Genomic DNA, 13,149 nt, shown 5'->3' on the forward strand with positions numbered 1-13,149 from the left:
TCTTGATTTAACAACTGGGTATTTACTTGCCAAGGATACGAGCAAGTTCATCTTCTGCGGACATAGAACTTGAAGTTATGCCAGCCTCTTTAAGCTTTTTATCCAGATCGCTAGAAGTCATACTATCGTGGAGCTCCTGCTGAGCCTCGAACTGAGCCGCTTTCTCAGCCTGACGTGACTTGATACGCTCAAGAGAATCAAGGGCGGTAGATGTTTTTGAAGAAGCGCCAACGACAGAACTGTGAGTCGCTGCCTGGGCTTTCTGCACCTGCTCAGTTGCCTTAACCAAATCAACTTGGTTCTCAAGCTGAGACACCTTCTTTTTCGCCTCCTGTACATTGTGTCGGTGCATCGTTTCAGCCTTCTGGAACGATTCAAACAACCCTTGTTCTTTTTCCTGTTCGTCACGCAAGGTCGCAACTTTCTGAGCACACTCCAGAGCAAGCCCATTATCACCTTTACCTGCGGCAGAGCGAGCATAACCCTCGTACTCTGAGATACTGCTTTTGATATCCGCAACCTTTTTCTCTGCCATTTTTCGTTTAGCAATAATGCTAACCAGACTTTCATCCGCACGTCGGATTTCTGCTTTTGCTTCTCGAATTTCCTGATCAAGGATCGTCAGAGCATTGCCATCAGCAACAGCTTCTGCCGCGTTATTTACCGTTCCTTTGATTGCCTTAAAAAGCTTTTTCCACACGTTCATTAATATTTGCCTCTATATTGTTATTTTAGGAACTCAGAATACGCATCAAGAAGTTCAGTGATGTTGGCAAACAACGTAGAGACTTCGATGACAACGCTTTCTTGTTTTGATTCTGATGACAATGAACCAAAAGCGGTATAGTAAGATTGACCATCTACTTTAGTTATTCCAACTGAAGTCAGAGGAATCATCTTATGCGTTTCTAAAATAAACTGATTTAAGGCGGCAGGATCTAAAACATTCTCTTCCGAAAACAGTAATGCTTCCACTGTAATTTGCCTTCCACAAATAGCCAGATGAGCCTTAATTCCGTCTTCGTTAGTCATTGCCAGACATTCACCGATTTGCTCTACGGTCCAGTTGTTACCAGATTCATTAAGCGCTTTAATTACTTGATTTAATTCCAAACTATCTACTCCACTGGTTTGTTTTATCATTAAAATCAGCATATTAAGTTTAAATTATCATCAGATTACACATTTTTCAATAAGTATTGTATTAAAAGCGCACAACACCTTAAATACTGCATATTCACTAAACAGGGTTAAAATTTTATACCATTTGATAAGTGACCTTTTAATACCTAAATACCCCCTGCACAGAACACTATGAGAAAGCTCGAATGTCAAACTGGATGATTAAAACCACGCTTATACTAAGGTTGGTTACCTACAGCTTAAACCTATAATCGTGGACAAGATAAATAGAGAATTACGGGGTAAAATAAAAATTTCCAGTAAAATCAACTTAGGTTAATAAAAATATCCATTTTGGTCATCCGTTTATTCAAGCTAATATCGAAGCTAAAATATTTTTCATCATCCCGTTTATCTCCGATATAAAAAACCTTTTCTACTTATTAGTGCTTTTCACATTTAACAGAGATTAACTTGTACATTAAGTTTAAGGTTTAAGGTTTAATTCTTATTTACCATTATAACCTTTTTACATTTTCATTATTTTTCATCGAGGTACTTTTTAACTACAGATACTTCGGTTAACTAACAACAATAACCTATCGGATTTAATCCAAAGGTATTCAACCTATATACCCGTCATCTTTCAAGTTGCCTCTTTGTTGGCTGCACTCGCTCACCCCGGTCACATAGTTATCTATGCTCCCGGGGATTCGTTCCCTTGCCGTCGTGATGCATCTTGAAATCCATTGGGTATAAGTCCCTAAATCAAGCTTAATCGTGCTTTAACTCACTTTCCAACCATTACCGATTAAACACTTTTTCGGTCAATCCCAACCAAAAAGCGAATACTTTACCCGCAATCTACGGCTCCCTTCATTTTTAAGGGAGCCCGTTTTAATCATTCTTTAATGTGAACAGATTTACCATCAAAGGTAACAACCTGCCCGGTTATAGCTTTGTAACGTTTACGGGTTTCTATCTGACCGTTTACTTCAACCAGACCTTCAGCAATAACCGCTTTAGCGCTAGCGCCGCTTTCGCTCCACCCTTGAAACTTTAACAGATCACACAGCGCCACATGAGGATGGCCTTCTAAATAAAAAATTTCCATTAACAACCTTCAATTTTTTCCACATCATGGTATTCCTCGCAGGCTTGCAAGGTATTCTGGATAAGTGTCGCGACTGTCATTGGGCCAACCCCCCCTGGAACCGGAGAGATCCAGCTTGCACGCTCTGACGCGGTTTCAAAATCAACATCGCCGATGACTTTTCCATCTTCCAGACGATTAATTCCGACATCAATAACAATAGCGCCAGGTTTAATCCATTCACCAGGGATAAAGTTTGGTTTACCAACAGCCACAATGAGCAAATCTGCGTGCTCCACATGGTGGCGTAAATCTTTAGTAAAGCGATGAGTCACCGTGGTGGTACAGCCAGCCAATAACAACTCCAGGCTCATTGGGCGACCAACAATATTTGAAGCACCGATAATGACGGCATTCAGCCCATAAGTATTGATTCCACAACGCTCAAGCAACGTTGCGATACCGCGCGGAGTACAGGGACGCAGCTTTGGAGCGCGTTGACACAAACGACCAATATTATAGGGATGGAAGCCATCAACATCCTTATCAGGCTGGATACGCTCCAGAACTTTGACATTATCAATACCGGCAGGTAAAGGGAGCTGAACCAAAATACCATCAATTTCTGAATCATTATTAAGCTGATCGATAAGATTCAACAACTCGGCTTCACTGGTGGTATCTGGCAGGTCATAGGAACGGGAAACAAACCCGACTTCCTCACAGGCACGGCGTTTGCTTGCGACATAAATTTGAGAAGCCGGATTTTCGCCGACTAAAACAACGGCAAGACCAGGAGCACGTCTTCCCGCAGCAACACGTTGTTGAACACGCACTGCGACTTCACTTCTGATTGTCTGCGCAATCGTTTTCCCGTCAATAATTTTTGCTGGCATGTACGAATAAATCCATAAATCAAACATTGGGATACTACCTATTTTGTCAGAACATGAACGTGCTGTCAGTTTTATTGATAATCAGAAAATAGCCAGATGAAGATTTATAAGTAGAAAAGCCATTGACTCAAGGAGTTGTCACCGTATAATCTCTCCCCGCATCAGAGCACTACTGATGCAGCTCATCTCTCAAGATGCGCCCTTAGCTCAGCTGGATAGAGCAACGGCCTTCTAAGCCGTAGGTCACAGGTTCGAATCCTGTAGGGCGCGCCATATCAACCTCTCTCATCGTCTAGCAAAGCCCATAAATCTAGTAAATACAAAGAATTAGGCTCTCCTTGTTCTCCAGAAGTCGAGTAAAATCCGCTGAAATAACCTGCCAGAAGAGTAATTTTTTCTTAATGTAGGCATTTTTCAAAGAAATATAAAAAAGTGGATTGTCTATCAGGTTGGAAGCAGTCCAAAATGCCCCAGAGATGACGACTAAACTTGTAGCGATTCAAAATGATTAGAACGTCTTTACTCGTTATAATACTGGGATGATTATGGGCCGATGGCCATTCAAAAACGTATTAAAAGTGGAGTTTCACAATGACAAGTACCCAACAACGCGCCGAACTACAGCGTCAAATCTGGCAAATTGCTAACGATGTGAGAGGTTCGGTGGATGGCTGGGATTTCAAACAGTACGTACTAGGTACGCTGTTTTATCGCTTTATAAGTGAAAACTTTGCAAACTACATTGAAGGCGGTGATGAAAGCATTAACTATGCCGAGCTTCCAGATGATGTTATCACTGACGATATTAAAGATGACGCTATTAAAACCAAAGGCTATTTTATTTACCCAAGCCAGCTGTTTGTTAATATTGCCGAAAATGCTAATAAAAATGATAATTTAAACAAAGATTTAAATTCCATTTTCGTCGCTATTGAAAACTCAGCCAACGGCTACCCATCTGAAGCCGAGATTAAGGGTCTTTTTGCCGATTTTGACACCACCAATAACCGTTTAGGTAATACAGTTAAAGATAAAAATACCCGCTTAGCCGCCGTATTAAAAGGCGTGGCAGGGCTTCAATTTGGTCAGTTTGAAAATAACAAGATTGATCTGTTCGGTGATGCTTACGAGTTTTTAATCTCTAACTACGCTGCTAATGCAGGTAAATCAGGCGGTGAATTTTTTACACCACAACACGTTTCCAGGCTAATCGCTCAGCTTGCCATGCACGGGCAAACCAGCGTGAATAAAATCTATGATCCAGCCGCTGGTTCGGGCTCACTGCTATTACAAGCCAAAAAACACTTCGATGCCCACATTATTGAAGACGGTTTCTTTGGTCAGGAGATTAACCATACCACCTATAACCTTGCGCGTATGAATATGTTTTTGCACAACATTAACTACGACAAGTTTAATATTATGTTGGGCAATACCTTAACCGAACCGCATTTTGGTGATGACAAACCGTTCGATGCCATCGTCTCTAATCCACCGTATTCGGTGAAATGGATTGGCAGTGATGATCCAACACTGATCAATGATGACCGCTTTGCTCCCGCTGGCGTATTAGCGCCGAAGTCCAAAGCCGACTTTGCCTTTGTACTGCACGCATTGAGTTACTTATCCAGCAAAGGCCGCGCGGCAATTGTTTGCTTCCCGGGTATTTTTTACCGTGGTGGAGCTGAGCAAAAGATCCGCCAATATCTGGTAGATAACAACTATGTTGAAACCGTGATCTCATTGGCACCTAACCTGTTTTTTGGCACGACCATTGCTGTAAACATTCTTGTGCTGTCTAAACACAAAACCGACACCACCACCCAGTTTATTGATGCAAGCACTCTGTTTAAAAAAGAAACCAATAACAACATACTCACCGACAATCATATCGAACAAATTATGCAGATGTTTGATAGCAAAGCTGATGTTGAGCATTTGGCAAAATCAGTCAGTTTTGAAGCCATCGCCGCTAACGATTACAACCTGTCGGTGAGTAGTTATGTAGAAGCCAAAAACAATCGTGAAGAGATTGATATTACAAAACTCAATGCTGAACTAAAGACTACCGTTAAAAAAATCGACCAGCTGCGGGCGGATATTGATGCCATTATTGCTGAGATTGAAGGTACGGAGAGTGAGGCATGAGCAATATGAGTTTTATGGAAAAATTGCTTGAAGGGGTTGAGGTGGAATGGGAATCTTTGGAGCAAGTGGCGAAAATAAAACATGGCAAAGATTGGAAAAGATTGAATTCTGGCGATATTCCAGTGTATGGTTCAGGCGGGATCATGGGGTATGTCGATACCTATTCATATAATAAGCCAACGGTTTTAATTCCCCGCAAGGGCTCGATAACAAATATTTTTTATATTGAGTCACCTTTTTGGAATGTTGACACAATTTACTATACAGAAATTAATACTAAGAAAATCATCCCTAAATTTTTATATTATTTTATCAAAACTATCGATCTGTTGGCGCTAGACACAGGTTCAGGGAGACCTAGCCTGACACAGGCTATATTAAACAAAATACAAATTCCCATCCCATCTCTCGATATCCAAACTGAAATCGTCCGCATTTTGGACACCTTTACCGAGCTTACCGCTAAGCTTACCGCTGAGCTTACAGCTCGCAAAAAACAATACAACTACTATCGCGACCAATTGTTAAGCTTTGAAGAAAGTGAGGTGGAGTGGAAGACTTTGGGGGAAATTGGTGAATTTATTCGTGGCAATGGAATGCAAAAAAAAGATTTCATTGAAAATGGATTTCCAGCTATACATTATGGGCAAATCTACACCAGATATGGCCTATCATCTGATATAACTTTCACTTATGTATCTGAAAATTTAGCTAAAAAATTGAGAAAAGCTAATGAGAATGACCTTCTGCTTGCAACAACTTCCGAAAATGATGAGGATGTTGTGAAACCACTGGCATGGCTGGGCGGTCAAGTTGCTATTTCTGGCGATATGATGTTGTTCAGGAACGAACAAAACGTTAAATATTTAGCCTACTATTTTCAAACGGAAGCTTTTCAGGCGCAGAAAAGAAAGTATATTACCGGAACAAAGGTTCGTAGGGTCTCAAAGAGTGATCTAGAAAAAATTCTTGTTCCTATTCCATCACTAGCCGAGCAAGCTCGTATCGTCTCTACCTTAGATAAATTCGACGCTTTAACTAACTCCATTAGCGAAGGTTTGCCTCGTGAAATTGAACTACGTCAAAAGCAATACGAATATTATCGCGATCTGCTGTTGAGTTTCCCCAAGCCAGAGGTAGCGGCGTAATATGAGCAAAACGCTAACGGAAATAGCACAGCAGCTAAAAGATGCCAACAAGAAAGTGCAGTTGATCTATGCCTTTAATGGTACGGGTAAAACCCGGCTTTCGCGGGAATTTAAACAGCTTGTTGCTCCTAAAAATGATAATGATGAAAGTAGCAACAATGAAGAACTATCATTGACGCGTACTAATTTTTTGTATTACAACGCCTTTACCGAAGACTTGTTTTACTGGGATAACGACTTATCTGAGAATACCGAGCCTAAACTCAAAATCCAGCCGAATTCATTTACAGACTGGGTGCTGAAAGACCAAGGGCAAGATCGGAATATCATTGCTAACTTTCAACGCTATACGGATGAAAAATTAACTCCACATTTTAGCGAAAATAGTTCGGAGGTCACATTTTCTTTCGAACGTGGTAATGAAGCACCAACTGAAAATGTTAAAATATCAAAAGGCGAAGAAAGCAACTTTATCTGGAGTATGTTTTACACACTGATTGAGCAAGTAATAAGCGTGCTAAATGTTGCTGAACCCAGTGAGCGAGAAACAGATCAGTTTAATCAATTGCAATGCGTCTTTATTGATGATCCTGTGAGCTCGTTAGATGAAAACCATTTGATTGAGTTGGCAGTACATCTTGCGCAACTTATTAAATCTAACGAGTCTACCGTTAAATTCATCATCACGACACATAACCCTCTTTTCTATAATGTGCTACACAATGAGCTAAACAGTGATGATAAAAGCTATAAAAAGAAGTGGTTTGAGAAATATAGGCTGACAAAGCATGAAGATGGCACATATCAGCTAGCAATCCAACCTAATGATTCACCATTTTCATATCATCTTTATCTGAAGTCAGAACTCGAAAAAGCCATCGAAAGCGGTCAATTGAGCAAATATCACTTCAACTTTTTAAGAAATATATTAGAAAAAACCTCTACTTTTCTTGGCTATAAAAAGTGGGGTGATTTATTGCCAAAAACCGATGATGGCAGACCTAACCCTTATGAAGCCAGGATTATTAATATCTCTAGTCATTCAAAACATGCAGGTGAAGAGGTCGCTGAGCTTACGGAAGATGACAAGCGTGTTTTGCGCTATCTGGTTAATGAAATTAACACTATGTACCGCTTCCAACAGGCAGAAGACTAGAGTGAATCGAATTTATAGGTGAAGTATGTACGAATACAAAACTGTTGCTGAATCAAATAACTTTATCGTACTTGATAAATACACTAAGGAATTGCAGCTAAATGAAACCTATCAAAGCGAAGATAATTTAGAACGGGAATTGATCGACGATTTAGTCAACCAAGGTTATGAATATGTTACTGACTTAAACACGCCCCAAAAAATGCTGGCTAATGTGCGTGAGCAATTGCAGATACTGAATAATGTTAATTTTTCAGAAAGTGAGTGGCAACGCTTTATTGAGCAATACTTAGATAAGCCCAATGATAACAGCATAGACAAAACTCGTAAGATTCATAACGATTATATCTACGACTTTGTTTTTGATGATGGGCATATTGAGAACATCTATCTCGTGGATAAGAAAAACATTGCCCGTAATAAAGTACAAGTCATTAAGCAATTCAAGCAAACAGGGGCGCAAGCGAATCGATACGATGTAACCATTTTGGTTAATGGCCTGCCATTAGTACAAGTTGAGCTTAAAAAGCGCGGAGTTGCTATCCGTGAAGCCTTTAACCAAGTGCATCGTTATAGTAAAGAAAGCTTTAATACAGAAAACTCGCTGTTTAAATACTTACAGCTTTTTGTGATTTCAAACGGTACAGACACGCGCTATTTTGCCAATACTACCAAGCGTGATAAAAACAGTTTTGATTTCACCATGAATTGGGCCAAATCTGATAATACGCTGATTAAAGACTTAAAAGATTTTACAGCCACATTTTTTCAGAAAAATACCTTGCTGAATGTGTTAATTCATTATTCTGTATTTGATGTTAGCAATACTTTATTAGTGATGCGCCCCTATCAAATAGCGGCTACTGAACGTATTTTGTGGAAAATTAAAAGTGCGTATCAGGCTAAAAATTGGAGTAATACTGAAAGTGGTGGCTACATTTGGCATACCACGGGGTCGGGCAAAACCTTAACTAGTTTCAAAGCGGCGCGTTTGGCTACTGAGTTGGATTTTATCGATAAGGTGTTTTTTGTGGTCGATCGTAAGGATCTGGATTACCAGACCATGAAAGAATATCAACGTTTTTCGCCTGACAGCGTTAATGGTTCGGAGAGTACCGCAGGGCTAAAACGGAATATTGAAAAAGATGACAATAAAATTATTGTTACTACCATTCAAAAACTTAATAACTTAATAAAAAGTGAAAGCGATTTACCAATATACAATAAGCAAATAGTGTTTATTTTTGATGAGGCACACCGCAGCCAGTTTGGTGAAGCACAAAAAAACCTAAAGAAGAAATTTAAAAAGTATTATCAATTTGGTTTTACGGGCACGCCAATTTTCCCGCAAAATGCTTTAGGAGCAGACACCACCAGTAGTGTATTTGGCCGAGAATTACATTCGTATGTGATTACCGATGCCATTCGTGATGAAAAAGTATTGAAGTTTAAAGTTGATTATAACGATGTAAGACCACAGTTTAAGTCCATTGAAACCGAACAAGACGAGAAAAAGTTAACAGCGGCAGAAAACAAGCAAGCTTTTTTACATCCTGTTCGTATTCGTGAAATTTCCCAGTATATTTTAAATAACTTCAGGCAAAAAACGCATCGTCTCCAAGCCGGTGGCAAGGGGTTTAATGCTATGTTTGCTGTCAGTAGCGTGGATGCCGCCAAAGCTTATTATGAAGCGTTCAAGAATTTACAAAAAGAGACTGAAGAAAATAAAGCAAATAAAAAACCGCTTAATATTGCCACTATCTTCTCTTTCGCCACTAATGAAGAGCAAGATGCTATTGGTGAGATTATTGATGAAAGTTTTGAGCTCACCGCAATGGACAGCAGTGCCAAAGAATTTTTAAGCGCGGCCATTAATGATTATAATGCAGCGTTCAAAATGAATTTTGGTGTAGATAGTAAAGGTTTCCAAAACTACTATAAAGACCTCGCTAAGCGAGTGAAAAATCAAGAAGTAGATTTACTGATTGTTGTTGGCATGTTCTTAACAGGATTTGATGCGCCGACATTGAATACTTTATTTGTCGATAAAAATCTGCGTTACCACGGACTAATGCAAGCTTTTTCACGCACTAACCGTATTTATGACGCCACGAAGACCTTTGGCAATATCGTCACCTTCCGTGATTTAGAACAGTCTACAGTTGAAGCCATCACTTTATTTGGTGATAAGAACACCAAAAACGTAGTGCTGGAAAAAAGCTATAAAGAATACATGGAAGGCTTTACTGATTTAGTCACCGGCGAAGCACGTCGCGGATTTTTAGAGGTAGTGACAGAGCTACAAAGACGCTTTCCTAATCCTGATGATATTATTAAAGAGCAAGATAAAAAGGATTTTGCCAAACTATTTGGTGAATATTTACGTGCGGAGAATGTACTGCAAAACTATGATGAATTTGCAGGATTAAAGGCTCTACAACATGTAGATATTAGTAATCCGGAGGCTGTTGAGGCATTTAAGGCTAAATATTACCTGAGTGATGAAGATATCGCCGTGATGCAATCGATTGAGATGCCAACTGAGCGTACTATTCAAGATTATCGCTCAACCTATAATGATACGCGTGATTGGTTACGCCGTGAAAAGTCGTCTAACGAGAAAGATAAATCTACTATTGACTGGGATGACGTCGTCTTTGAAGTGGACTTGCTCAAATCGCAGGAAATTAATTTAGATTACATTCTTGAGTTGATTTTTGAAAACAATAAAAAGAATAAAAATAAGGCAGAATTAATTGATGAAGTTCGCCGTTTAATTCGTTCCAGCCTTGGCAATCGAGCAAAAGAAAGTTTAATTGTTGATTTCATTAATCAAACTAACTTGGACGAAATTATCGACAAGGCCAGTATTATTGATGAATTTTTCAAATTTGCTCAAGCTGAACAAAAACGTGAAGCAGAAGAGTTAATTAGCTCGGAGAAATTAAACGAAGAGGCGGCTAAGCGCTATATTACAGCATCATTAAAACGAGAATATGCAAGTGAAAACGGCACAGAGCTCAATTCCACTCTACCTAAGTTAAGTCCACTTAACCCAGAATACAGAACGAAAAAGCAGGCTGTCTTCCAGAAAATTGCTGCATTTGTTGAGAAGTTTAAAGGGGTAGGTGGGCAAATATAGGTGTGAGCTAATATACAACAGCCGATCTACTACTAGCTATTATAAGCCACTTACCAACCATCTAGACACCTTAACGTTTAGATGGTTGGTACGCTATTTTTCCCTCTTCCATTTGTATCATTATCTCACCTTTCCTCGGCTCACAAATTGATGCGTTTCAATAGTTTTAAACACCACAACAGATTGTAATTATTGTGAATTTTTATGAAGCTATTTTTACCATCAAACAAAAGTTAGCCCCGACAAATCTAATCGATAACGTATTAACCTGTTACTACAAAGATCCCATCGCTTGCAAGGATCACCCACCGGGTGGTGAAATAAAACTCCCGTAGCCTGAAAGGGAGAGCAAGATTGTGGTACATCTGCACACCTTTGGAAGCAGATATTGTCAGTAGAACAATCTTAAAAAGTTCGGCGATGAAGGTTTATTAAACTAAAAATTACCCCAGAAAGGTGTTTTGATATTACCACTACATCTACATTAGCCAATACGCTCAGTCGGCCTTGACCTAAAGGCGAATGGATTATTGCTAACTATCTCGAAATTCATCCCTCTGGAATTTGGCCTAGTCGGTATTTTGATATGTACAGTCAGCTTATTGAGCGAAAGGCTAGAAAATAATTTGACTAACAATAGCCTGAATTAAAAAGATATTTTCTTGTGGGGATAATAAGCCCCCCACTAATTGATAGTTAGAATTTTTCTTTTAATTAAGAGAAGTTAGGTCGCCTTGTTTTAATAAATCTAAACTTACATCTCCATGTATGAATAAATCAAAAGCTAAAAATAATTTTCTTAAGTCTGATTTTAAATGATCATCCTTTCCATTTCTTTTAAATAATGGAAAGGCTTCTTCTTGGATATATTTCCTTAATTCATTTTTACTTATTGATTTTATATTCTTTATTATAACAAATAATTCTTTGTTTTTTAATAAGTTCTCGGTTTTGATATCTTCAATTGAGCCAAACCCAATCCTTGAATATTTTTTGTCCAGATTGACAGATTTAACTATACCCTATGGATTTCAAGATGCATCGCGACGGCAAGGGAACGAATCCCCGGGAGCATAGATAACTATGTGACCGGGGTGAGTGAGTGCAGCCAACAAAGAGGCAACTTGAAAGATGACGGGTATAAATCATCTATTTTTCCATGTACCGTTATTCTTGTTTCTATTTTTTTCATTTCTTTTTTTGATATTTTTATATTATGGAAATCACAAGATTTTATTAACTTGGAGAAAGGAGTTCTGACATGAGGAGGATAATCGATGAGAAACTCAAGAGCCGATTTATTTGGTATTTCATTTTTCTCAAAGATATAATCTTCTAAATATTACATTTCTTTTACTCTAATATAAACAAGTTGTTTATCACCTAAGGCAACAACTAAATTTTTACCAGAATTGGCATGTTTCTCTAACTCATCCAAATCATAAGGTGTGACTAATAGACTACCTAGATTTCCTTTTTCCCCTTCTTCTAGTATAAGTTGCTTTATTACCCTTTGATATCTAAGAATATCATATGGCGGCAACCCTTCATCTATATTACTTATTTCATCATATATCTTTTTATAATTATCTGTTTCTATAGATGTATACGTTATTTGTGATTTATCATCTGTTCTATGTGTTTTTATAATATCCATTTCATCTTTTTTGAACTCAATCAAAATAATTCTTTCAGCAGATTTTCTTTTGTCTTCTTTCGGAAGTTGTGAAGAAAAATCAGTCAGTAGTTTTTTTACATTTCTATCTGTTAATGAATATCCAATAAAAATTATCGAGCTTTTTATCATGCTTGATAATATTTTTGCGCTAATCAGTATATACCGAATGAACTTCAAGATGCTTGAGTCGTCAGATATAAAAATATTTAAATTCAACAACATAATCGTTTTTCAAACATGCACTTTGAAGTATCTTGAGTATAGATTTATTATCATATCTTTCATAATCATAACTATTAATTACTATTGAATTAGGTAATTCTATATCTCCGTGTATCTTATATAACTCACTCCATCCAATAGTATCATCAAAAAAACCTTCATTGCCAATATACATTTTAGGTTCAACATTTTGTTATGACAAAAGTGTTTCAATAAATGAATCGTAATTTGTTGTAATAATCATTTTTGCATTTTTTTAAAACTTCTTAAATGATTCAAGTTCATCTTTTTTAATATTTGGCCTTAATTTATCTTGCTTGAATCTTTGACATAAAGAATATTTAAATGGTGATATATCCTCATCAAAAACTCTTTTTGGTGTTAATCCTTCTAATGATATTTTACCTGAATTAAATAATTCCTTGAATTTTTTTCAATGTAAGTTGCTGCGTCCGAATATACTTTATGATTTAAATCAGAGTCATTTTATTCTTCTTTATATTTATCCTTTATTTCCGATAAGTAATTATAAAAACCTTGACCA

At 37.9% G+C, this 13,149-nt stretch carries 8 protein-coding genes, 1 tRNA gene and 2 pseudogenes; 6 read left to right on the plus strand and 5 right to left on the minus strand.

Translation table 11 applies throughout. From position 1 onward, the window contains the following. Nucleotides 1–22: 22 nt before the first annotated feature. The 4 genes from LGZ98_RS13665 to folD all read right to left on the minus strand — a co-directional run bounded on the left by LGZ98_RS13665 (nucleotide 23) and on the right by folD (nucleotide 3,111). A complete protein-coding gene (locus tag LGZ98_RS13665) occupies nucleotides 23–706 on the minus strand; it encodes a PspA/IM30 family protein (protein WP_113043823.1) in 684 nt (227 codons plus the stop codon). A 20-nt stretch (nucleotides 707–726) separates the two neighbouring features. Beyond that, nucleotides 727–1,143 (minus strand): DUF2170 family protein, encoded by a 417-nt coding sequence (locus LGZ98_RS13670; protein ID WP_191214888.1) that lies wholly within the window; start codon nucleotides 1,141–1,143, stop codon nucleotides 727–729. A gap of 880 nt (nucleotides 1,144–2,023) precedes the next feature. Then, complete coding sequence (gene ybcJ, locus LGZ98_RS13675; RefSeq protein ID WP_113043822.1) at nucleotides 2,024–2,236, minus strand: ribosome-associated protein YbcJ; 213 nt, start codon at nucleotides 2,234–2,236, stop codon at nucleotides 2,024–2,026. After that, complete coding sequence (gene folD / locus LGZ98_RS13680) at nucleotides 2,236–3,111, minus strand: bifunctional methylenetetrahydrofolate dehydrogenase/methenyltetrahydrofolate cyclohydrolase FolD (protein ID WP_113043821.1); 876 nt, start codon at nucleotides 3,109–3,111, stop codon at nucleotides 2,236–2,238. Before folD ends, ybcJ begins: the two co-directional genes overlap by 1 nt. 196 nt (nucleotides 3,112–3,307) lie before the next feature. On the opposite strand from folD, the gene LGZ98_RS13685 reads away from it, so the two are divergent. The 6 genes and pseudogenes from LGZ98_RS13685 to LGZ98_RS13710 form a co-directional block, all read left to right on the plus strand. Continuing rightward, a tRNA-Arg gene (locus LGZ98_RS13685) sits at nucleotides 3,308–3,384 on the plus strand. A gap of 318 nt (nucleotides 3,385–3,702) precedes the next feature. After that, on the plus strand, nucleotides 3,703–5,259 hold the full coding sequence (locus LGZ98_RS13690) for a type I restriction-modification system subunit M (protein ID WP_262978187.1): 1,557 nt from the start codon (nucleotides 3,703–3,705) through the stop codon (nucleotides 5,257–5,259). Next, nucleotides 5,256–6,407, plus strand: a complete 1,152-nt coding sequence (locus tag LGZ98_RS13695; RefSeq protein WP_262978188.1) for a restriction endonuclease subunit S — start codon at nucleotides 5,256–5,258, stop codon at nucleotides 6,405–6,407. Before LGZ98_RS13690 ends, LGZ98_RS13695 begins: the two co-directional genes overlap by 4 nt. A 1-nt stretch (nucleotide 6,408) precedes the next feature. Next, entirely contained in the window at nucleotides 6,409–7,563 is a 1,155-nt protein-coding gene (locus tag LGZ98_RS13700) for an AAA family ATPase (RefSeq protein WP_262978189.1), read from the plus strand. Between the two features lie 25 nt (nucleotides 7,564–7,588). Further along, nucleotides 7,589–10,705, plus strand: coding sequence for a type I restriction endonuclease subunit R (locus LGZ98_RS13705; protein ID WP_262978190.1), 3,117 nt, complete (start codon nucleotides 7,589–7,591; stop codon nucleotides 10,703–10,705). A 472-nt stretch (nucleotides 10,706–11,177) separates the two neighbouring features. Beyond that, a pseudogene (locus LGZ98_RS13710) lies at nucleotides 11,178–11,330 on the plus strand (helix-turn-helix domain-containing protein); the annotation flags it as partial. Nucleotides 11,331–11,846: 516 nt separating this feature from the next. Here the strand turns inward: LGZ98_RS13710 and LGZ98_RS24440 are convergent. Beyond that, a pseudogene (locus LGZ98_RS24440) lies at nucleotides 11,847–13,149 on the minus strand (SIR2 family protein); the annotation flags it as partial.

Origin of the sequence: Photorhabdus kayaii (assembly GCF_025384895.1) — a bacterium.
Taxonomy (GTDB): Bacteria; Pseudomonadota; Gammaproteobacteria; order Enterobacterales; family Enterobacteriaceae; genus Photorhabdus; species Photorhabdus kayaii.